Origin of the sequence: Emcibacter sp. SYSU 3D8, from assembly GCF_039655875.1 — a bacterium.
GTDB lineage: Bacteria > Pseudomonadota > Alphaproteobacteria > SMXS01 > SMXS01 > RI-34.
Window position 1 is genome coordinate 209,524 of the sequence record NZ_JBBYXK010000004.1, and the last position, 20,652, is coordinate 230,175.

Genomic DNA, 20,652 nt, shown 5'->3' on the forward strand with positions numbered 1-20,652 from the left:
TGCCCTCGCGGGAAATGCACGAAGCCCGTGCCCTCACGCAGGCGGTCAAAGAGTCGGCACGGTTCCGCCATCGATCAGGTATTCGCTGCCATGGATCGATCGCGCCCGGTCCGATGCGAGGAACGCGACCAGTTCGGCCACGTCTTCCGGCTTCGCTGGCCGCCCCAGCGGAATGCCCCCGATGGAGTCCATCAATTTCTCGCGGGCGGCGATTTCGCTGGTCCCGTCTTCCGTAGCCATCCGACTTACCAGCCGCGCTGTGGCGCTGGTTTCCACATAGCCTGGCGCCACCGAGTTGACCCGAATGCCTTTCGGCCCGACCTCCTTTGACAACCCTTTGCTGTAGGTGCTCAGCGCCGCCTTGGCGGCCGCATAGGCCAGAGTGGATTCTGGGCGGGGCAGCCGGCGCTGGATTGAAGACATGTGGATGATTATGCCCGAACCCATATTCAGCATGTATGGAATGAAGGCGCGGTCCAGACGGACGGCGCTCAGCAGGTTCAGCCCGAGAGCCTGTCGCCAGTCATCGTCAGACAGCGCGAGCGCGCCGCCGAACGGGGCACTCGATCCGCCGGCATTGTTGATCAGGATATCCAACCCGCCCAGCAGGTCATTTGTCAGCCGGACAGTCGCGGCCGTACCCGAGGCGCTGCCAACATCTGCGGCCAAGGAGTGTATGCCCGCCGTTTCGACCGGCTGGCGTGAGACGACCGCTACTATTGCCCCAGCCGCGTACAACCGCTTTGCGATTGCCAGACCAATGCCTCGGCTGCCGCCGGTTACGAGGGCGCGCTTGCCGGAGAATTCTCCTGTCATGCGCAGCCTCCCTGGCTGCGGTTGTGGATGATGATGAGTTGAACGATGTGGCCGCCATCCAGCGTGAAATAGTATGTGAGCAAAAGCGGGTCGGGCAGGCCAGTCTTGTCAAAGGTGCCGTCGATCCTTGCAGTGACGATGATGCTGCCGTGGAGGTCGATTGCCTCTACCACGTCCATGGACACGCTGGCGGCGAACAGTTCAGCGGCAGCCCAGCGACCAATGGCGGCCTTGCCACGGAATTCCCGGCGGTCGTCGTTGACGAGGGCGTCGTTGGCGAACGTGGCAAGACAGGTGTCGGCATCCTGCGCGTTGGCGGCTTGGATATAGTCACTGACCGGGGCGGGGAGAGTATCGGTGGAAAGTAATAGTGGCATGGAATCCTCCTGTTTCGATAAAGGAGGAAGCTAGCTCATTGTCCTGTCAGTTTTTGTCAGGAGAGAATTCCGGGTCCATCTGCTGCTTCCAGCCATCCAGCAATACTGTCCGTCGCCCGGGATAGCGGCCGTCGCTGACATCGGCTGAGGCGATCCGGTCAGTGCGGAAGCTGCGCCAGTCTTGCCGAAGCTCGCACCACGCGGCGACGATCCGGGCGTCATTCATGAAGCCCAGGGCCAGGGGCCAGATCACGCGCTCGGTGATGCTGCCGCTGCCGTCCGTGTAGGCAATCCGCAGCCGTCGCTGCCCTTCGATCGCCGTCCGCAGCGTATCGAGGCCGACCATATTGGGGGGAAAGCCGCGTCCGGTCGGTCCAGGCATCAGGCTGGGGCTGTCGATAGCTTCTCGCGCGTGGGGCGGCAATACTGCTCCGATCTTTGCGCGCACCTCGGCGGCGGCCCTCGCCAGTGTATCGTCGCCGCGTTGCTCCACGTAGCGCAGACCGAGCAACAGCGCTTCGGTCTCGTCCCGGTCAAGCATCAGCGGCGGGAGAAAAAGGCCGGGACGCAGCACGTAGCCCACGCCCGCTTCGCCCGAGATGGGCGCACCCTGAGCGGCTAGCGAGGCGATGTCGCGATAGATCGTACGCTCCGACACTTCCAGTTCGGTGGCCAGTGCGGCGGCGGTTACCGCACGGCTGCGTCGTCGCAACGCCTGCATCAGTGCCAGTAGCCTTGTCGTGCGAGACATCAGCGCTCCTGTCGGCAGAACACCGACGGATTATCATAAACCGAAACCCTGACAAAATCTGTCGGGAGACCCTAGCGAAAATTCCGGTGATTGAATCCCAGACGCTGGCGCAGCCGGCGCAGGAATCTCGGCGGGCGCTCGGGGTCGAGCAGGACGTTCTCGGCCATCGTTTCCTCGACGAAATTGGATTCTTCGGGCTGGTAGGGGACGAGCGAGCGGCCCTTGCCGATCAACTCGTCCAGCATCGCCGTCAGGCGCCCGCCATGCCGGGCGAGCGCCTCGCGCACATTGGCGCAGTCGGTGCCCAGATGCTCGGCCAGCAGGTCGTCGCGGATGGCGGCGATGCTGTCGCGCCGTTCAGCGTCGTCCGCGGCGGCTTCGACGATCAGGTCGCATTCCGTGTCGAAGCCCATGGAGCGGTTGTTGAGATTGGAAGAGCCCACCCGCAGCAGCCGGTCGTCGGCTACCAGTACCTTGGCGTGCACATAGATGGGCTGGCGCGCCTCGGTCACCGGCGTATAGAGGCGGAACCGGTCGTGGATGTCGGCCTTGCGCACCATGGCGAGCAGCCTGGCGCGGGCCGAGTCCATGGTGGCGGATTCCAGGAAGCCGTCGGCGGATTCCGGATTGACGATGACGAATTCCGGCCCGTCGGCCTCGCCCAGCCGGGCGGCAATGGCCTCGGCGATGCGGCGCGAGGCGAAATACTGGCTTTCGCAATAGAAGCTGCGGCGGGTCGCGGCGATGGCATCGAGATAGAGCGTTTCGATTTCGAATGTGCCCTCGCAATCCTCGGTTCGGGGCTGCGTTCGCGCGATGGCAACGTCCACGTCGGTGAAGACGGCGTCCAGGTCCTCGGGCCACAACGGCGTGCGCGGGGGCGGCGGCGTCAGGTCTTCGCCCGTGGCGCGCTTCCAGCGGTCCCGCGCCAGCTCGCCCAGCGCCCGGGCCACGTCGCCGCTGACTGCCGTGGTTGCATCGTGCCATGGGTCGTAGGGGCGGCCGCTCGGCCGGCGGCGCCGGTGATCGTCGTCCTTGTGTTCGCGGGTGTCCCAGCGGTCGGCGGTGATATCGATGCCGCCGCAGAATGCCAGCGCATCGTCCACCACCACGATTTTCTGGTGGTGCGCCGCGCCGGGCGGATGGGCGCCGTCCAGCTTGAAGCTGACATGCGCGCTGGTCATCCAGTTCAGCACGGCGATGGGCGTGGTGCCGCGTCCCAGGGCGTAGATCAGTCCCAGGTCCCACTTCAGCACGTGGACTCGGACGTCGGGCCGATTGCGGTCCAGCCAGCGCAGAAATGGCCCCAGCTTGGCGGGCCCCTCCTGTCCGCCTTGGCTGGGCTCCAGCGGTACGCGGGTGTCGAAGTCCCAGCCGATCAGATAGATGGTGTGCCTGGCCTGCAGCATGGCGGCCTTGACCGCGCGGAAATAGGCCTCGGCGTCGATGATCAGCGCGAAGCGTGACGCACGTTCGATCCGCCAGCAATTGCGTCCCGGCGACAGGATGGCCTGACGGTCGGTCGGTGGATCAGGCTGCGTCATGAACAATGCTCCCAGGGCTTGGGTCGCCAACGCCATGGCACCGCCGCGGTTCCGGTAATGGAGGGTGCAGCCGTCTCGCCCATGCCGTGACGGCGGTACTGCGTGGCCGCGCAGTCCCGCCCTGGCCGGACAGCGGGCTGCGCCTACTTCCCGGTGAACGCCGGCGCCCGCTTCTCCCTGAAGCTGGCAACACCTTCAATGTAGTCCTCTGAGGTGAAGCACTTCTGCTGCTCCTCGTTCGACATCTGGGTCGCGGCGGCCAGCGACTGGGTGTAGGCCAGATAGACCTGCCGCTTGACCACCGCCATGGCGCGGGGCGAGGACAGCGCCGCCATCTCGGCGGCCACCGCATGCACCGCCTCGGCGAAGCCATCGCGCGCCAGCATGCGCACCAGGCCCAGCCGCTCGGCCTCGGCGGCGTCGATGGTGCGGCCGGTCAGCAGCAGATCCATGGCGTTCATGGTGCCGATCAACCGCGGCAGCATCCAGGCGCTGCCATGCTCGGCGATCAGGCCACGGCGCACGAAGGCGGTGGTCATCTTCGCGCCTTCGGCCATGTAGCGCATGTCGGCATAGAGCGCGAGGCACAGGCCGACCCCGGCGCAGGCGCCGTTGATGCCGGCAATGATCGGCTTGGGCACGCCCAGAAGGTAGGAATAGCGCTGGCCGAATTCGTCGGCGCTGAACGGCGGCACGATGCGCGGCCGCGGCTTGCCGTCCGGCCCGGGCGACAGGTCGGCGCCGGCGCAAAAGCCCTTGCCCGCGCCGGTCACCACGATGGCCCGGGCACCGTCGTCGGACGCCGCCCGCTCGATGGCGGCGCGGAACGCGACCTCCATGTCCGGGCTCCAGGCGTTCATCTTGTCGGGCCGGTTCAGGGTGATGGTGGCGACCTTGTCGGCCACGTCATAAAGGATGTCGTCGGTCATCTGGCTCTCCCTCGATTTTCTGACAGCTAGCACGTTGGCGCGATCCGTTGTCAAATGGCGCCTTCGGATACGGGGAGCATTTGATGGACCAGGATACAGCCGACCTGTCGCGCCACAGCCTCATGGACCATGCGGTCCAGAGCGATCCCTATGACTTCCACGCCCTGCTGCACGCCCAGTGTCCGGTCTACCGCATGCCCGAGACCGGGTTTTACGTCGTCACCCGCTATGACGATTTGCGCAAGGTGCTGATCGACACCGGGACGTTCAGCAACAGCTTGCCCAGCCGCAGGGCGCTCAAGGGCGACCTGGGCGATCTTTATGAAAGCCTCGTCGCCGAGCGCGGCTGGCGACATGTGGACACGCTCCAGTCCACCGACCCGCCCGCCCATGCCCGCTACCGCAAGGTGCTGGACGCGGTCTTTGCCGGCAAGCGCATGACCGCCATGAAGCCCCATGTGGAGGAGGTCACCAACGGGCTGATCGACGACTGGATCGGCGACGGCCAGTGCGACTTCAACGCCCAGTTCGCCATGAAGCTGCCCGGCATCATCACCGCCGAGCAGATGGGCCTGCCGCGCGAGGATGTCGAAACGTTCAAGCGCTGGGCCGATAATCTGCTGATCGTCGCGGCCACGCCGCAGAGCGAGGACGAGGTGCGATCCAGCGCCGAGACCACCCTGGAAATGCAGCATTTCATCGCCGCCGAACTGGAGAAGCGCCGCAGCAATCCCTCGGACGACATGCTGTCGGACCTGGTCCACGCCCATGAAGACGATCCCCTCTCCATGGAGGAGTTGCAAGGCGTCATGGGCCAGCTCATCGGCGGCGGCTACGAGACGGTGCAGAGCGCGCTTGCCCACGGCATGTGGCAGCTCGTGCGCCATCCGGAACTGCAGCAGCGGCTGCGCGGCGACGCCGGCGGCATCAGGAAGTTCTGCGAGGAGGTGATCCGCATGGAAAGCCCGGTGCAGAGCCTGATGCGGCGCGCGACATGCGATGTGGAGCTGGGCGGCGTCCTGATCCCGGAAAACAGCCTGATCCTGGCCCGTTACGGCGCCGCCAACCGCGACCCGGAAAAATTCGCCTGCCCGCACCAGTTCGACGTCGACCGGCCCAATGTGGGCGCCCACCTGGCGTACGGCTCAGGCATCCATTTCTGCGTCGGCGCGACCCTGGCGCGGCTGGAGATGAATGTGGCCTTCACGGCGCTGCTCGATCGGCTGACGCACGTGGAACTGGCCGGCGACCTGCCCAACCCCGTTCACCGGCAAAGCTTGCACTGGCTGCCGATGAAGGAGTTGGTCATCAGGTTCTCGGCGTCGTAAGAGCGCCGTTCGCGGTGCCTTAGACTTTACTCGGGCGCCGCGTCGTTGGGAGAAGCTTCCGCCGGGGCTGCGGCATCCGGCGCCTCGGCTGCGGGGGCTTCCTCGGCATCCGGCATTTCCACATCCGGCGTCACCGCCTTCAGCACGGCGGCATCGGGCGTTTTCGCCGGGGCGGCTGCCTTGGGCAACTCGACATCCGGCTTGACCGCCTTCAACGGCTCTGCGTCGGGCGCGGCTTTCTCGGCGGCGGCTTCATGTGCTGCGGCCTCCGGTGCTTTCGCGGCCGGCAGAACGGCCTTCGGCGCGGCCTTTTCCACGGCATCGGCGGCGGGCGCGGCGGCTTTCGGTGCTACCGCATCGGGCGCATCGTCATTGGCCGACAGGAACAGGCTGTTGCCCTCGGGCGAGGCCCGCAAGGCCACGGCTTCGCCGCAGAATTCGGTCAGATTGTCGGCGTTCTCGGCGGCATAGATGCCCATGGCCGCACCCAGATGCACCAGCAGCGTGTCCTGCAGATACTGCTTTTGCTCGGGCGAGGTCTTGTCGTCGTCGGCCGGCAGCAGGGTGGCCAGAAGCGCGCCCATCTTGACGTCGTCTACCGTCACTTCATTGCACAGGCCGCCGGCGGTGGCGTTATAGGCCGCCCACAGCAGCTTCGGGCGCTGCGCCTCGGTCAGGGTTGGCGCCATGGCCTGGTCGAGCCATTTCCATGCCGCGTCCTCGCGGACATTGTCCACCTCGTCGTCGGCCGCTGCTTCCGCGGTCGGCGCGACGGCATTGGCTGCAGCCTTGGCGGCAACGGGCGCGGCTGCCTTGGCGGCAGCTTCGGCGGCAACCGGTGCGGCTGCCTTGGCGGCAGCTTCGGCGGCAACCGGTGCGGCTGCCTTTGCCGCAGCCTCGGCGGCGACGGGTGCAGCAGCTTTCGCGGCAGCTTCGGCGGCAACCGGTGCAGCTGCCTTCGCGGCAGCCTCAGCGGCGACGGGTGCCGCTGCCTTCGCGGCTGCGTCGGCGGCCACTGGCGCGGCCTCGGCCGCCGGCGTTTCCGCCAGGGCGGGAGACGTCAGCAGGAGCGCGGCGGCTGCCGCGTAACGGATGGTGGTCTTCATTGCCATTCCCCTCAATTGCCGAACTCGCGGGCGGTCCAGTTGGGCGCATAGCCCCGGCCGTTCTTGTAGCAGGTGCGCTGCCAGCGATAGCAGGTCACGCCGCGCTTCGGGCTGTACTGGCCACCCCGGTCGTTATAGGACGGGCGGTCGCGGTACCGGTATTCGTCATAGCGGTCATAGTCGCCGTGGCGCTTGTCGGACGTTGCCGCGGCCACGATGGCGCCCAGCACCAGCGCGCCGCCGATCACGGCCACCGCCGTGGAGGCATTGTTGCCGCTGCCGCTATTGCCGCCCTGCCAGTTGCCCATGTCCACATGGCGGATGCTGCCATTGTTCACCCGGCAGCTGAAATAAGACTTACCGCCCCGGCTCTTGGCATAGCCGGTGACGTTGTAGCGGCTGCCGCCAAGCGCATCCACATTGACGCCCGTGGTATCGCGGGCACCCCGGTCGCGGACAGCGTCCTTGCAGATTTGCTTGGCGTCGCGCGGTCCGTACTGCGCCTGGGCCGGTGTGCTCGCCAGCCCGGCGGATGCCAGTGTGAGCGCCAGGCCTGCTGCGATCAATTTGCGCATATGTCTTTCTCCGTTTCTATCCCTGAGGTAGCATGATACACGCTAAGCCCCTGATTAGCCATGATTTTCTCCCCGGGACAGAATCCGGGCAAGCGTGCGGGGCGGATTCTGCCCTGCGTTTTCACGGGCCGTCAGGCGGCAAAATCGGGCGTAAGCATCTATCGGTAATAGAACTCCGGCGCTGGCGCGCGGTTGGGCAGGACGGCGATGGTCTCGTCCACCTCGCGGTAGAAAACGCTGCTGAAAAGCTTGCGCTCGAGCGCATTGAGCTTGGAGCCCAGGTCATGGTCGCCCCGGCCCGCGACGAACTGCTCCGGCCGGTCAAACCACATCTCGGCCATGCCGTCGAAGGTGTCGAAGAACGCCTGGCGGCGCACCGCACCTGCCTCGGTGAAGGCTTCCGAACTGGGCGGGAAGAAGCCGGTCATGGCGTCGAGCCCGGTGCGGAAGTTGACGATGTGGCCGCGCAGGCCGGGAATGGTATTGATGTGCGCGGCGTAGCGCCCGGTCCAGATGGCGCGGAACTCCTCGGGCGACATGCTATCCGGACGTTTGCCGAACTGCACCAGCTTGAACAGCTTGCGCTCGGGACGGCGCACCGGACGCGCCACGTGCTCGTCGATATGGAACTGGAACGGCGAGCCGCTGTAGAGATAGTCGCCGTCGCCGCCCACGTCGCCCACCTTGGGGTCGTCGGCCAGGCCGTTCGGCCCGGCGCGGTCGCGCGACGGGCTCTTGCCGGCCAGGTACTCGGTCAGGTCGTCGAACATCAACTGGCCCCAGCCGTCGGTCATCGCGTCGAAGCCGGCGGGCTCACTGCGCGTGATGCGCGCGGCCAGCGGCCCCAAGCTGTCGCTGACCGGCGTATTGGACCAGACGTTGAGGATGTAGCCGCGGATGCCGGGCAGGCGGCGGCCATAGGAATTGTGGTAGCCCACGTGGGCGGCGCGGTATTCGTCGTGGGTCAAATTCGCGTTGCGCCGGACAAATCCGAAGACCTTCAGCATCCCCGTTCTCCTACCGGTAATAGAAAGCGGGCGCGGGGTCCCGGTTGGGCATGACGATCACGCTCTCGTCCACCTCCACGTACCAGACCGCCTCGAACAGGTGGCGCTCCAGTGCGTCGAGTTCCGGGGCGATCGCAGGATCGGTACGGGCGGCCCGGAACGCGTCCAGGCTGTCGAACCACATTTCGTTGGCGCCGTCCCACTGGCCGCAGAACGCCTCGCGCTCGGTGCGGCCCTCGCCGGTGAAGCGCCAGTCGTCTGGCGGGTAGAACGCCCTGATGGCGGAATCGATATCCCGGTCGCGCAGATTGGCGATGTAGCCGTTCAGGCCCTTCATCCGGGCAGCCAGCGGGCCGTGGCGGGTCAGCAGCCCGGCGCTGAAGGCAGCTTCCGACAGGGCCGGATTGCGGCGAAAGAACTGGACCAGCTTGGTCTGCTTGTACTCCACGCGCTCGACCGGCAGCATCACATGCTCGTCCATGCGCACATGGTTGGAGCGGAACTGGCCGTTGGTGCCGGGGACCACATCGAACAGATAGGGCGCGTCGTCAGGCGTGCGGTCCGGATCGACGACAAGGCCCTCGGCCATGGCACGGGTCTTTTCCGGCTCGCTCGAACCCACCCAGGTGTCGTAGCTGTCGAAATGCACGCAGGGGAAGCCGTCCCACTGGTCGAGGAAGTCGGCCGGCGCGCCGCGGGTGATCGCGCCGTGCAACGGCCCCAGCGCCTCATTCAAGTCGCGGTTGGCCCAGACATTGACGCAGTAGCCTCGCATGCCCTTCATACGCCGCGAATGGCCGGAATGGTAGCCGATGTGCCCCGCCCGGTACTCGTCGTGCGTCAGTTGGGCGTTGCGCTTCAGAAACGCGAAAACCTTGAACATGACCATGTCTCCCCGCCGAGGATCATTCCACGCCCCCGACCGCTTGTCACCCCGGACGTTCCCGGGGTGCTCGCGGCGATGGTGCATGTGGGATTTCAATACCTGCCAGGGTCGGTGCTAGAATTCGCACAGGCATTCACGAAAGGTGACTCCATGGCCGTCTCGTTCGACCGGTATTCTCCCTATGCGCTCGCGGCGCTGCGCATCGTTGCCGCCGCGCTGTTCGTGTCCCACGGCCTGGTGAAGCTGTTCGGGTTTCCCGATGGCGCGGCTCCGGGCGTCCAGCCGCTCGCCTCCATGCTCGGCGCGGCGGCGGTGATTGAGGTGGGCGGCGGCCTGCTGGTGCTGATCGGCTTGATGACCCGGCCAGCGGCGTTCCTGTTGTCGGGCCAGATGGCGTTCGCCTACTTCATCGCCCACGCGCCCGCCGGGTTCCACCCGCTGCTGAACGGCGGCGAGGCGGCGATCCTGTTCTGCTTCATCTTCCTGTACATCGCCGCCGCCGGACCGGGCGCGTTCAGCGTCGACAGGCGGCGGTAGGAGAACCTCTAGCGGCGTCCCTCGATGTAGTCGTTCAGCACCTCGTGCCAGCGCCGGACGCGGACTTCCTGGCTCGACAGATAGGCGTCCTCGTAACCCTGCGAGCGCCAGCCGCGCTGCTGGCCCTCGGCCAGGCTCAGGTCCTGGAAGACGATCTGGCCGTGCATCTCGGGCACGCCGCGGCCGCGGTCGAACGCCCGGCGCTCGTAGGCGGCTTCCTCGACCTTGCGCGGGCCGTGCATGGTTTCCACGTCGGTGATGCCCTCGACCGGAAACACCATGTGCCACAGGTCGAAGGTGCACTTCTCGGGGTTGTCCGGGTGCGGCTCGGTGCGGAAGAAGATCACGTCGTCGGGCAGCACCGACAGGGTCACGTTGGGGAACACCACGTTATGCGGGCTGTCGACCAATTCGCCGTCGACCAGGTTCTCGTAGTGCAGATAGCCCTTTTCGCGCCACAGCCGCTTCTTGGCGTCGATCAGGTCCTGGTAGCCCTGAGTGACCTTTTCCTCGTAGCTGGCGTATTTCGACGGGTCGATGCCCCACGGGGTCAGGAAGCTGTCGAACGGCGCGGCTTCGCCCTCCGGCGGCACGTCACGCAGTGATGGCCGGCCCGGCTGGACAATGCGGCCATGGCCCATGGGGAACATCTCGAATACCGAGGTCCAGTGGTCCTGATCGATCCAGGCCGGCACCTGCGGATGGGCGGTGCGGGTGTGATACGACTCCGAGAAGTTCTCGCTGGCAAACTTCCAGTTGCACTCCATCTCGATCGTCAGGTTGGTGACCCTGACCAGCTTTTCCCACGGCCAGTGCTTGTACAACTCGGGAATCGGCGCCAGGAATTCCATCAGCGGCGGCGCGTTGGGATCCATGCTGTACCAGATGAAGCCGCCCCAGGTGTCGCACTGCAGTTCCTTGAGGCGCAACGTGCCGATCGGATCGCCCTGCGGGAACGTCTCCGGGTCGGGCGCGTCCTGCAGCAGGCCGTCCTTGCCCCAGACCCAGCCGTGATAGGCGCAGGTGAACGCCTCCTGGCACCCGTCGTTCCAGACCAGCCGCTGGCCGCGATGGCGGCAGGCGTTGTAGAACGCACGGATCGACCCGTCATCCTGCAGCACGCAGATCACCGATTCGTGCATGAAGTCGTGGATCACATAATCCCCCGGCTCCTGCAGCTGGTTGGTGCGGCCGGCCACGTGCCAGACGCGCTTCCACATGTGGTCCCATTCCTTCTGGGCGAACTCTTTCGACCAGAATCGATCGCCAGTGATGGGGTCGCCGCGCACGTTGCGGACATCGCCGCCGTCAAGCGCCTGCGGGTGAACGACCGGAAGTCCCATGACATTTCTCCGTTTCGAAAGGCAGGCGGCACCCGCCGCACGCCAAAACTGACAATTATGTTAGTTTAAGGAACGGCCAACGGCAATGGCGCAGATTCCCGGTCCGGTCTATGCTTGGAACGGGGAGGATTTTTCATGGGTGTCTACGGGAACTTCAGCCTGGCGGGCAAGGTGGCGGTGGTTACCGGCGGCGGCAGGGGCATTGGCCGCGCCACTGCGCTCGCCTTCGCCGAGGCTGGCGCCGACGTGGCGGTGATGGCGCGCCGCCAGCCGGATGTGGATTCGGTTGCTGCCGAGGTGTCCGCAATGGGACGGCGCTCGCTGGCCATCGCCGGGGATATCACCCTGGCAGAGACGATTCCCGATGCGCTCGACCGGGTGATCGCCGAACTCGGCGGACTGGATATCATGGTCAACAATGCGGGCGGCAACCCGGATGGCCTCGCCCATCCGGTGGCCGAGATGTCGCTAGAGAAGTGGGACGAGTTGCTCGCCCACAATATGCGCCACAAATTCTGGGGCTCCAGCCAGGCCGCGCGCCGGATGGGCGAGGGTGGCCGGATCATCAACGTGGTCTCGCGGGCGATCGCGGTGGCGACGCCGGGAAGCGGCGCCTACGCGGCCGGCAATGCCGGCGTCGTCGCCATGTCGAAGACCATGTCGGTCGAACTCGCGCCCCGGAAAATCACCGTGAACTGCATCGCGCCCGGCGTGGTCGAGACGGATTACCTGAAGGCGCATGCCGAGGTTCGGCTGGGCCTCACCGACCTGTCGCCCGAAGGCCTGCAGGCGTTCCAGCCCTTTGCCGCGCCGCTCGGCCGTATCGGCCGGCCGGACGATATCGCCGCTGCCGCGCTCTATCTGGCCTCGCCCGCTGCCGAATGGATCACCGGCGAATGCATCATGGTTTCCGGCGGGCGGTGACGCGGCGTGGATGTTTGACGCCTATCTGGACGCATGGGGCCTGGTTCCGGACGGGGAGCCGATCCATACCCACACCAGCGATCTGCTTCCGGTGCGCCGCAGCGGGATGGCTGCCATGCTCAAGATTGCCCGCAATGAGGAGGAGCAGCGCGGTAACCGGCTGATGGCGTGGTGGAACGGCAATGGCGCGGCGCGGGTGCTGGCGCACCTGGACGGCGCCGTCCTGCTGGAGCGCGCCCATGGCGGCTCGCTGGTAAACCTGTCCATGACCGGACGCGGACGATGAGGCTACCGGCATCATCTGCGCTACCGTGACCCGGCTTCACCAGATATCTCCATCCAATCCGCCGGACCTTGTTCCGCTGACGCGCTGGTTTCGCGACCTGGAGCAGGCGGCCGGCCGCGGCGGTATCTTCGCCAGAGCCGCCGACACGGCACGACTGTTGGTCGCCACGCCGTCCGACGAGACGGTGCTGCATGGCGATATCCACCACGGGAACATCCTGGATTTTGGTGATCGCGGCTGGCTGGCCATCGATCCCAAGGGGCTGCTGGGCGAGCGCGGCTTCGATTACGCCAATCTGTTGTGCAATCCCGATCCGCAGACGGCGGCCGATCCCGCTAGGTTCCGGACGCGACTTTCACATGTCGCCGCTGCAGCGGGGCTGGACCGGCAACGACTCGCCCGTTGGGTTCTGGCGTGGGTTGCATTGTCCATTCTCTGGCCGCCCTTCGAACCAAAACGGACCGAGGCGGTGCGCCGCCTCTCGGAACTGGCTGCCGCCGAAATCGATCAGTAGCGCGCCATGCCGGGCTCGACCATCCGGGCCCAGGCGTCGATCCCGCCTGCCAGGTTGATGGCGCCGAAGCCGTTCTGGCGCAGGAAGTTGGTGACGGTAAGGCTGCGCCCGCCATGGTGGCACATGACCACGATGGTGCCTTCCCTGGGCAATTCGGCCAGCCGCTGCGGCACCTGCTGCATGGGAATGTCGACCGATCCGGCCACCTTGCAGAGGGCAATCTCGTGCGGTTCGCGCACATCCAGCAGCGTGTAGCTTTCGCCGGTATCGCGCATGTCCTTCAGCTTCAAAACGTCGATTTCCAAGGCCCGTCTCCTCCAGTCGTGATCCGCGCGACGATAGCCAAGCCGTGCGTCCCGCGCCAGTCACGCGAAGCGCTCGAAATTCCAGCCCGCAACCCTTAGGCTTCATAAGGGACCGGAGGGGAGACCGCTTCGCATGGACCGCTACGACTACATCGTCATTGGCGCGGGATCGGCTGGCTGCGTGCTGGCCAACCGGCTGACCCAGGACGGCAAGGCCACGGTCCTGCTGCTGGAGGCGGGCGGCCGGGACGATTCCCTGCTGGTCCGCATGCCGGCGGGCGCGGGCCAGCTGATCAAGGAAAAGGGCCCGTTCAACTGGGGCTTCCGCACCGAGCCCGAGCCACGCCTGGGCAACCGCAGGCTCTGGTGGCCGCGCGGCAGGGGCTGGGGCGGATCGTCCTCCATCAACGGCATGATCTACATCCGCGGCCATGCCCGCGACTACGATCAGTGGCGGCAGATGGGGCTGCGCGGCTGGTCCTATGCCGAGGTGCTGCCCTATTTCAAGCGGTCCGAGGCGCTGGAGGGCGGGGGCGATGCCTATCACGGCGCCGACGGGCCGTTGCATATCTCGAACGCCGCGACGCCCAACCCGATCTTCGAGGGGTTCATCGCCGCCGGCGAGCAGGCGGGGCACAAGCTGACCGCCGACTTCAACGGCTACCAGCAGGAGGGCTTCGGGCCGTATCAACTGACCATCCATGGTGGCCGGCGCTGGAGCGCGTCGGCGGGTTTCCTGCGCCCGATCCTGGGCAAGCGGCCCAACCTGTTCACGCAAACCGACGCGCGCACGACCCGTATCCTGATCGAGGGCGGCCGCGCGACCGGCGTCGAATACGCCCAGGGCGGGAACCGGCGCCGTCACACGGTCCGGGCGAACGCCGAGGTGCTGCTCTGTGCCGGTGCGGTGCAGTCGCCGCATATCCTGCAATTATCCGGCATCGGCGACCCCGAGGCACTGGCGGCGGCGGGCGTCGAAGCGGTGCATCCGCTGAAGGGTGTCGGGCAGAACCTGCAGGATCATCTCGATGTGATCCTGGCATGGGAGTGCCCAAGGCCGATCACCGCATTCGGCCACAACCGGGGGCTCGCCAGGCTGACCACCGGGCTCAATTATCTGCTGCGCGGGCAGGGGCCGGGACGGCAGAATTTCCTCGAGGCCGGTGCGTTTCTCAGGTCGCGTCCGGACCTGGAGCTGCCCGACCTGCAGCTTCACTGCGTGCTGGCGTTGATGCGCGACCACGGCCGGGTGCCGATGGACCGGGAAGGCTTTTCCGTCCATGTGTGCCAGCTCCGGCCCGAGAGCCGGGGCAGCGTCGGGCTGCGCTCGGCCGATCCGTTCGACGATCCAGCGATCCGGGGGAACTATCTGGCCTCCGACAACGACCGCAGGTCCATGCGCGATGGTGTCCGTATGGTGCGTGATGTCATTGGCCAGCCCGCCCTCGACGGCGTGCGCGGACCGGAGCTCGATCCCGGTCCGGACATCCAGGATGACGACCAGATCGACGATTGGATCACGCGCACGGCCGAGACGATCTATCATCCGGTTGGCACCTGCCGCATGGGCGTGGCGGGCGACGCGATGGCGGTGGTCGACGATACGCTGAAGGTGATGGGCTTGCCCGGCCTGCGGGTGGTCGATGCGTCGGTCATGCCGACGCTGATCGGCGGCAACACCAATGCGCCGACGATCATGATCGCTGAAAAGGCCGCCGACATGATCCTGGGCCGCGCGCCGCCGGCGCCCGAGGAGGTCCCGATATTCGGCGCCCTGCTGGAGCGGCACACCCCATGAGCATGCCCGCCGATCTGCTGATCATCGGCGCCGGGCCGTTCGGCCTGTCGCTTGCCGCCCACGCCCGCATGCTGGGACTGGAGACGGTCGTGTTCGGCCAGCCCATGGGGTTCTGGAAGGAGCACATGCCGCGCGGCATGATCCTGCGGTCGGCTTGCGACTGGCACCTCGATGCCGACAACCGGCTGACCATCGAGGCGTTCCTGCAGGCGCGCGGACAGACGCCCGACGATGTCGAACCCCTGTCGCGCGACCTCTACCTGGACTACGCCGAGTGGTTTCGGCACCAGGCCGGCATCGAGCCATTGTTCGGTACGGTCCGGTCGCTGGAGCGACGGACGGACGGATTCGCGGCGGTCCTGGATGACGGCGCCGAGCTGACGGCGCGGAACGTGGCCGTTGCCGTCGGTTTCAGCAATTTTCCGCAGGTGCCTCCCGAGCTGGCCGACATGATTCCGGCCGGTCGCCGGTCCCATACCTGCGATATGGTGGATTTCGCGGCGCTGAAGGGAAAACGGTGCCTGATCGTCGGCGGCCGCCAGAGCGCCTTCGAATGGGCGGCGTTGCTGGCCGACGAAGGCGCTGCCCAGGTTCACGTGTCGCACCGCCACGATTCGCCCGCCTTCGCGCCGTCTGACTGGTCGTGGGTCAATCCGCTGGTCGATGCCATGGCCGACGATCCCGGCTGGTTCCGCAGCCTCTCCGGCACGGAGCAGGATGCGCTGGCGCGGCGATTGTGGATCGAGGGCCGCTCGAAGGTGGAGCCGTGGCTGGAGCCGCGCGTGATGCGGCCGAATGTGGCGCTGTGGCCGCGCACCGCGCTTGCGTCATGCCGCGAGACGGGTGACGGCCTTGCGGTCACGCTCGACGACGGCCGCACGCTCCTCGTGGATCACGTTATCCTGGCGACGGGCTACAAGGTCGAGATCGGCAGGGTGCCGTTCCTCGCCGGACTGCTCGGCGATCTCGCCGTGCGCGACGGCTTTCCGGTTCTCGACGACCATTTCCAGACCAGCATTCCCGGCCTGTTCATCACCTCCATGCCGGCAACCCGGGATTTCGGGCCGTTCTTCGCCTTCACCATTTCGGTGCGGACCTCGGCGTGTCTCATCGGTCAGGCGCTGGCCGCTGAAAAATGACTGTTTGTTCAGTTGACCCGGCCTGCGCCCCAGAGGCATCGTTGTGCCAACCGGGAGGACCACATGTCAGATGATCGCTGGAAGCAGATAGAGGATCGCCTCGCCCTTGAGGAGGTGCTGAACGCTTATTGCGCCGCCGTCGACTCCCTGTCCGACATGGACGGACTGCTGAACTGCTTCACCGAGGATGCGGTGCTGGACCTGAGCGGCATCCACCTGCCGCGCTTCGACGGCCATGCGGGAATCCGGCAGTTCTTCACCCAGGTGTTCGCCGACATGACGCACCACGCGCACTTCATCAGCAACTTCAGGGTTGCCCGGATGGACGGGGACGCCGCCGCCTGCACCGCCTATGTGATGGGCATGGGCGTGGCCCGCGACGGCCAGAGCGTGCTGGTCTACGTCAAATATTTCCTCGACTACGTCCGCACGCCGTCGGGCTGGAAGCTGAGCCGGTTCGCCGAGAGCGGCCTGATGCCGCTGCCCGAATCGCTCACCGGCATCCACGCCCGCGGCTGACGGTCAGGTTCCCGTCAACCGCGCCACCACCGGCGCGAAGCCGTCGACGCAGCGGTCGAGGATGCTCACATAGGAGAAGCCGTAGAGTTCGCGGCGGCGCTCCAGTTCCTCGCAGATGTAGTCGACCGACCCGACCAGCGCGTGCGGGAACGACAGGAACGTGTCCGGGTCCATGTCCATCTGCCGTGCCATGGCCTCGGCGGTCGCCTTCTGGTTGTCGGTGACCGCGCCGAAATAGATGCCGATTTCGATCTCGATATCGTCGAACCGGTCGCCGGCGCCTTCGCGGATCCAGTTGATCTTGTCCATGGTGCCGTCGGCGGTGGAGTAGGCGGCGATGTTGCTCGAATCCATCTTGCCCGCCTTGTTGTTGAAGTTGAGGCTGACGATGTCGGCCTCGCGGCCTGCAAGGCGCAGCACCCGGGGCGAGCCGCCGCCGATCATGATGGGCACCTTGCCACGGGGCCGCGGCGTCCCCTCGAATCCGACGGCGCGGGCCTGATTGCCGTCCACGTTCATGATGCCGCCGGCGCGATGTGCCTTGGCGATCTTGATGGTCTCTTCCAGCCGGTCGATGCGGCGGCCGATCGGGTCGTAGGGCACGCCCATGGCCTCGTATTCGCCCTCGATCCAGCCCGCGCCCAGGCCAAGCTCGAGCCGGCCGTTCGACAGAAAATCAATGGTCATGGCCTCCTTGACCAGCACCGCCGCAGGCCGGTAGCCGGTGCAGAACACCCGGCAGCCGACCTTGAGTGTGGTGGTGGCCTCCGCCGCCATGGCCATGGCCGGCACCGCCGCCAGATCCTGCGGAGGATGGCCCCAGGTGGCCGGACCCGGGCCGAGATAGTGATCGGCCAGGTGGAACGCGGAAAAGCCCTGCGCCTCGGCGGACTGGACCTTGCGGCGCCAATCCTCCGGGGTCTCGGCGTCATAGGCCTGCCAGGAAAAACGGAACGGTTTCTTCAGCGGCATGATTGATCCTCCCCAGTTTCGTGCAACGCTTGTTATCTAGTCCTACAACATAGTAAGTGATTATTCTATCTTGCAGCGAGCGCCGTTGCGGCGGCTGAAACGGGAACATCGTTCATGGTTGCGATCACGCGGGTCAAACACAGCATCGTCACCCCGGCCGAGAAGGCGCCGGAGCCCAATCTGGGATCGGCCTTGATTCCCAAGGAACGCTACACCACCCGCGAATTCATGACGCTGGAGTGGGAAAAGCTGTGGACGAAGGTCTGGCTGGTCGGCTGCCGTGAGGACGAAATCCCGGAGACCGGCGATTACATCACCACCGACATCGGCACCGAAAGCCTGCTGATCGTGCGCGGCGAGGACGGCAAGGCGCGCACGTTCTACAATGTCTGCAACCATCGCGGAAACCAGGTGAAGTTCGATCATTCCGGCAATTCCCGCACGCTGCAATGCGCCTATCATTTCTGGGAATACGACCTGACCGGCCGGTTGGTCAGCGTCCCCGACGAGCAGGATTTTTCCCAGGGCTGCCCCAGGGACCAGCTCAGCCTGAAGACCGTCAAGACCGACACCTGGGGCGGCTGGGTGTGGTTCTGCATGGATCCCGATGGCCCGCCGCTGCACGATTATCTTGGCATCATCCCGCATCACCTGGACCCGTACCACTTCGACCGGATGGCCATGGTGATGAACGTCACCGTCGAATCCGACTGTAACTGGAAGACGTCGGTGGACGCCTTCAATGAGGTCTATCACGTCCAGTGCATCCACCCGGAGCTGTCCTACACCATCGACGACGTCGATGTGCAGATCGATCTCTACGACAAGCACAACCGCTATCTGGTGCCGTACCACACCTACAGCCCGCGGCTGGGCTACGAACCGCACGAGGTGCCGGAAATCCTGTCGAACCAGCTCAAGGCCGTGGGCATGAACCCGGACGACTACATCGGACGGGTCGGCGAGATCCGCAATGCCATGCAGGTCTACAAGCGCGAGAGTCAGGAGGCGCGGGGTGTCGACTATGCCGAGCTGAACGACGACCAGCTCACCGACAATTACCACTACATGATCTTCCCCAATCTGACGCTGAACATCTTCTCGGACCGCATGATGCTGTTCCGCCAGCGGCCGCACGAAACCGACCCGAACAAGATGTATTACGACGTCACCGTGCATGTCCGGGTGCCCGCGAACCAGCCGCGCCCGCCGATGCCGGATCATGAGCACGTGGCCTTCGGCGAGCGGTCGCTGGGACTGGTCCTCGATCAGGACGCGGTCAACCTGCCCCACGTGCAGAAGGGCATGAATTCGGACGCCTTCAGGGGATTGTGGATCAGCAGCCAGGAGCGCCGTATCCGTCACATGCACCATACATTGATGGACTACATCGAGGCGTGATCGCCGGCGCTGGAACCGACTTGCAGCACCCTGTCCAGCAGGTGCTGTCACCAATGAGCAAACCATGACACGGGATCGCATGAACAAGCCAAATCCAGCTGATCCGGACGACCTATCGGGCGCGCCGGCGTCGGACGGCCTGCCCAAGCGCCGCAAACGCCTGGCGGCGTCCGTGCGGCGCGAACAAATCCTGAAGGCGGCGCAGCAGGTGTTCATCCGCAGTGGCCTGGGCGGCTCGCGCACGCGGGAGCTGGCGCGCGAGGCGGGCGTCAACGAGGCGACGCTGTTCACCCATTTCAAGACCAAGGAGGACCTGTTCGACGCCGCTGTCGTCGAGCCGCTGGAGCGGCTGGTCGAGAACGAGATGAACATCGACGGCAGCTACCGCCGCGCCACCAGCCAGGAGGAACAGCATCGTCTGAACCTGGAGGCGCACAAGCGGCTGCTCGACACCATCCGCGAGATCTATCCGCTGCTGGTGACGGCGCTGTTCTCGGACAGCGAGCGCGGCCGCCAGTTCTACCGGAGCCATCTCTATCCCTGGTTCCAGTCTCTGGTGCCCAGCATCCGTGACTCCTATGGCGGCCGCCATCGCAACAAGGAACTGGATCCCCAGTTCCTGCAATTGATCGGCGTCGGCGCTTATCTGGCGCTGGTCATGGACCACAATTTCAGGGATGCGGAAATCGATCCCGAAAAGATGATCCGCACGGTCTCGACCCTGTTTGCCTCGGGTGTCTACGAGCCCTGAGCTACCAGACCTGCTCCAGCCGCTCGGCCTCGATCGGGCCGTCCAGCAGGGTCACCACCCTGGCCGCGGCCCTGGCGCGATGGTCGGAACCTGTATGCACATCGTGCGCGGCCTTGTCGGCATAGACCTCGATGGCGACGAACACCTGCGGGTCCGGCGTCCGAAAGGCGCGGTAGAACACATTGCCGGGCTCCGCCGCCTCGACGGTGCCGGCCACGCCGGTCACCATCTCCTCGAACGCCTTCGCCATCCCCGCCCTGGCGCGAACCCTGGCGATCACCGCGATCATTTTTCCCATGACAGACGGCTCAGATCGGAGTCCGGAAGCCCTGATAGCGCCGCACCGGCCACAGGAAATCGTAGCGGGTCTTCTCGAAGAACCATTTGCCGTCGACCTTGCGATATACGTCGTCATGCACGCCGATGACGCTGATCGCATCGCCGATCTCTTTCTCGGTCGTGTGCAGCGACAGGGCGTAATACCGCCCGTTGGCGCTGTCCGGTCCGGTGATGCGGATGAACGGGTTGGTGGCGATGTGCAGATGCGCGAAGGGCAGGTCGGCGTCCTTGTAGACCTTGGTCCAGTTCTCGAACATCTGATCGTGGCCGCTCCAGTAGCCGCCCATATGCTCGGGCCATTCGGCCACGCCGTCGGGCAGGAACAGGTCGACCATCCGCCTGATCTCGCCGCTGTCCAGGTACAGCGCGTAGAGATGGCGCAGGTTCTTGATTTCCTCGATCTCGAGCAGTTCCTCGATGGTCATGCGATGCTCCCGTTCATGATGCGGTTCGTCCCCGCGCACAGGGTGTTAGATCGATCGACCAATTTCAATGGATATCGGCA

General features: G+C 65.7%; 24 protein-coding genes. 10 read left to right on the forward strand and 14 right to left on the reverse strand.

Annotation, left to right across the window (positions count from 1 at the left end):
• Positions 1–45 precede the first annotated feature (45 nt).
• From WJU21_RS14915 to WJU21_RS14935, 5 genes are all read right to left on the reverse strand, one after another.
• The gene (locus tag WJU21_RS14915; protein WP_346324247.1) at positions 46–816 is read right to left on the reverse strand and encodes an SDR family oxidoreductase; all 771 of its coding nucleotides are present in this window, start codon (positions 814–816) and stop codon (positions 46–48) included.
• Positions 813–1,193 (reverse strand): nuclear transport factor 2 family protein, encoded by a 381-nt coding sequence (locus WJU21_RS14920; protein WP_346324248.1) that lies wholly within the window; start codon positions 1,191–1,193, stop codon positions 813–815. Before WJU21_RS14920 ends, WJU21_RS14915 begins: the two co-directional genes overlap by 4 nt.
• A gap of 46 nt (positions 1,194–1,239) precedes the next feature.
• Positions 1,240–1,944, reverse strand: a complete 705-nt coding sequence (locus WJU21_RS14925) for a YafY family protein (RefSeq protein ID WP_346324249.1) — start codon at positions 1,942–1,944, stop codon at positions 1,240–1,242.
• 71 nt (positions 1,945–2,015) lie between these two features.
• The gene (locus WJU21_RS14930; RefSeq protein WP_346324250.1) at positions 2,016–3,488 is read right to left on the reverse strand and encodes a phospholipase D-like domain-containing protein; all 1,473 of its coding nucleotides are present in this window, start codon (positions 3,486–3,488) and stop codon (positions 2,016–2,018) included.
• A gap of 143 nt (positions 3,489–3,631) precedes the next feature.
• Complete coding sequence (locus WJU21_RS14935) at positions 3,632–4,417, reverse strand: enoyl-CoA hydratase-related protein (protein WP_346324251.1); 786 nt, start codon at positions 4,415–4,417, stop codon at positions 3,632–3,634.
• Positions 4,418–4,500: 83 nt separating this feature from the next.
• On the opposite strand from WJU21_RS14935, the gene WJU21_RS14940 reads away from it, so the two are divergent.
• Positions 4,501–5,745: a cytochrome P450 gene (locus tag WJU21_RS14940; protein WP_346324252.1), complete on the forward strand. Its 1,245-nt coding sequence runs from the start codon at positions 4,501–4,503 to the stop codon at positions 5,743–5,745.
• Positions 5,746–5,771: 26 nt separating this feature from the next.
• On the opposite strand, the gene WJU21_RS14945 is transcribed toward WJU21_RS14940, so the two are convergent.
• From WJU21_RS14945 to WJU21_RS14960, 4 genes are all read right to left on the reverse strand, one after another.
• Positions 5,772–6,851, reverse strand: a complete 1,080-nt coding sequence (locus WJU21_RS14945; protein ID WP_346324253.1) for a hypothetical protein — start codon at positions 6,849–6,851, stop codon at positions 5,772–5,774.
• Positions 6,852–6,862: 11 nt separating this feature from the next.
• Positions 6,863–7,426: a hypothetical protein gene (locus WJU21_RS14950; RefSeq protein WP_346324254.1), complete on the reverse strand. Its 564-nt coding sequence runs from the start codon at positions 7,424–7,426 to the stop codon at positions 6,863–6,865.
• A gap of 158 nt (positions 7,427–7,584) precedes the next feature.
• Positions 7,585–8,433, reverse strand: a complete 849-nt coding sequence (locus WJU21_RS14955) for an EthD domain-containing protein (protein WP_346324255.1) — start codon at positions 8,431–8,433, stop codon at positions 7,585–7,587.
• Positions 8,434–8,443: 10 nt separating this feature from the next.
• On the reverse strand, positions 8,444–9,316 hold the full coding sequence (locus tag WJU21_RS14960; RefSeq protein ID WP_346324256.1) for an EthD domain-containing protein: 873 nt from the start codon (positions 9,314–9,316) through the stop codon (positions 8,444–8,446).
• Between the two features lie 153 nt (positions 9,317–9,469).
• On the opposite strand from WJU21_RS14960, the gene WJU21_RS14965 reads away from it, so the two are divergent.
• Positions 9,470–9,856 carry a DoxX family protein gene (locus tag WJU21_RS14965; RefSeq protein WP_346324257.1) on the forward strand — a complete coding sequence of 129 codons (387 nt, stop codon included), beginning with the start codon at positions 9,470–9,472 and terminating at the stop codon, positions 9,854–9,856.
• A gap of 8 nt (positions 9,857–9,864) precedes the next feature.
• Here the strand turns inward: WJU21_RS14965 and WJU21_RS14970 are convergent, their stop codons facing one another.
• The gene (locus WJU21_RS14970; RefSeq protein WP_346324258.1) at positions 9,865–11,199 is read right to left on the reverse strand and encodes an aromatic ring-hydroxylating dioxygenase subunit alpha; all 1,335 of its coding nucleotides are present in this window, start codon (positions 11,197–11,199) and stop codon (positions 9,865–9,867) included.
• A gap of 135 nt (positions 11,200–11,334) precedes the next feature.
• Between WJU21_RS14970 and WJU21_RS14975 the strand changes: the two genes are divergently transcribed.
• Genes WJU21_RS14975 through WJU21_RS14985 form a run of 3 tightly spaced genes read left to right on the forward strand, consistent with a single transcriptional unit; the run spans position 11,335 to position 12,923 of the window.
• Positions 11,335–12,123, forward strand: coding sequence for an SDR family oxidoreductase (locus WJU21_RS14975; RefSeq protein ID WP_346324259.1), 789 nt, complete (start codon positions 11,335–11,337; stop codon positions 12,121–12,123).
• 10 nt (positions 12,124–12,133) lie between these two features.
• Positions 12,134–12,409, forward strand: a complete 276-nt coding sequence (locus WJU21_RS14980) for an aminoglycoside phosphotransferase family protein (RefSeq protein WP_346324260.1) — start codon at positions 12,134–12,136, stop codon at positions 12,407–12,409.
• A 25-nt stretch (positions 12,410–12,434) separates the two neighbouring features.
• Positions 12,435–12,923 (forward strand): aminoglycoside phosphotransferase family protein, encoded by a 489-nt coding sequence (locus tag WJU21_RS14985; protein ID WP_346324261.1) that lies wholly within the window; start codon positions 12,435–12,437, stop codon positions 12,921–12,923.
• On the opposite strand, the gene WJU21_RS14990 is transcribed toward WJU21_RS14985, so the two are convergent.
• Positions 12,917–13,228: a rhodanese-like domain-containing protein gene (locus WJU21_RS14990; protein ID WP_346324262.1), complete on the reverse strand. Its 312-nt coding sequence runs from the start codon at positions 13,226–13,228 to the stop codon at positions 12,917–12,919. The genes WJU21_RS14985 and WJU21_RS14990 overlap by 7 nt on opposite strands.
• Before the next feature lie 133 nt (positions 13,229–13,361).
• Here WJU21_RS14990 and WJU21_RS14995 point away from each other — a divergent pair, with 133 nt between their 5' ends.
• From WJU21_RS14995 to WJU21_RS15005, 3 genes are all read left to right on the forward strand, one after another.
• Positions 13,362–15,026 (forward strand): choline dehydrogenase, encoded by a 1,665-nt coding sequence (locus WJU21_RS14995; RefSeq protein ID WP_346324263.1) that lies wholly within the window; start codon positions 13,362–13,364, stop codon positions 15,024–15,026.
• The gene (locus WJU21_RS15000; RefSeq protein ID WP_346324264.1) at positions 15,023–16,165 is read left to right on the forward strand and encodes an NAD(P)-binding domain-containing protein; all 1,143 of its coding nucleotides are present in this window, start codon (positions 15,023–15,025) and stop codon (positions 16,163–16,165) included. The genes WJU21_RS14995 and WJU21_RS15000 overlap by 4 nt, the downstream gene beginning before the upstream one ends.
• A 63-nt stretch (positions 16,166–16,228) precedes the next feature.
• Positions 16,229–16,684, forward strand: a complete 456-nt coding sequence (locus WJU21_RS15005) for a nuclear transport factor 2 family protein (protein WP_346324265.1) — start codon at positions 16,229–16,231, stop codon at positions 16,682–16,684.
• A gap of 3 nt (positions 16,685–16,687) precedes the next feature.
• Here WJU21_RS15005 and WJU21_RS15010 read toward each other — a convergent pair whose 3' ends face one another.
• Positions 16,688–17,656 carry a TIGR03621 family F420-dependent LLM class oxidoreductase gene (locus WJU21_RS15010; protein ID WP_346324266.1) on the reverse strand — a complete coding sequence of 323 codons (969 nt, stop codon included), beginning with the start codon at positions 17,654–17,656 and terminating at the stop codon, positions 16,688–16,690.
• A gap of 114 nt (positions 17,657–17,770) precedes the next feature.
• Here WJU21_RS15010 and WJU21_RS15015 point away from each other — a divergent pair, with 114 nt between their 5' ends.
• Positions 17,771–19,057, forward strand: coding sequence for an aromatic ring-hydroxylating dioxygenase subunit alpha (locus tag WJU21_RS15015; protein WP_346324267.1), 1,287 nt, complete (start codon positions 17,771–17,773; stop codon positions 19,055–19,057).
• A gap of 64 nt (positions 19,058–19,121) precedes the next feature.
• Positions 19,122–19,808 (forward strand): TetR/AcrR family transcriptional regulator, encoded by a 687-nt coding sequence (locus tag WJU21_RS15020; protein WP_346324268.1) that lies wholly within the window; start codon positions 19,122–19,124, stop codon positions 19,806–19,808.
• A 1-nt stretch (position 19,809) separates the two neighbouring features.
• Here WJU21_RS15020 and WJU21_RS15025 read toward each other — a convergent pair whose 3' ends face one another.
• Both WJU21_RS15025 and WJU21_RS15030 read right to left on the reverse strand, forming a co-directional pair.
• Positions 19,810–20,106 carry a putative quinol monooxygenase gene (locus tag WJU21_RS15025; RefSeq protein ID WP_346324269.1) on the reverse strand — a complete coding sequence of 99 codons (297 nt, stop codon included), beginning with the start codon at positions 20,104–20,106 and terminating at the stop codon, positions 19,810–19,812.
• A 10-nt stretch (positions 20,107–20,116) separates the two neighbouring features.
• On the reverse strand, positions 20,117–20,572 hold the full coding sequence (locus WJU21_RS15030; RefSeq protein ID WP_346324270.1) for a nuclear transport factor 2 family protein: 456 nt from the start codon (positions 20,570–20,572) through the stop codon (positions 20,117–20,119).
• Between the last annotated feature and the right edge of the window lie 80 nt (positions 20,573–20,652).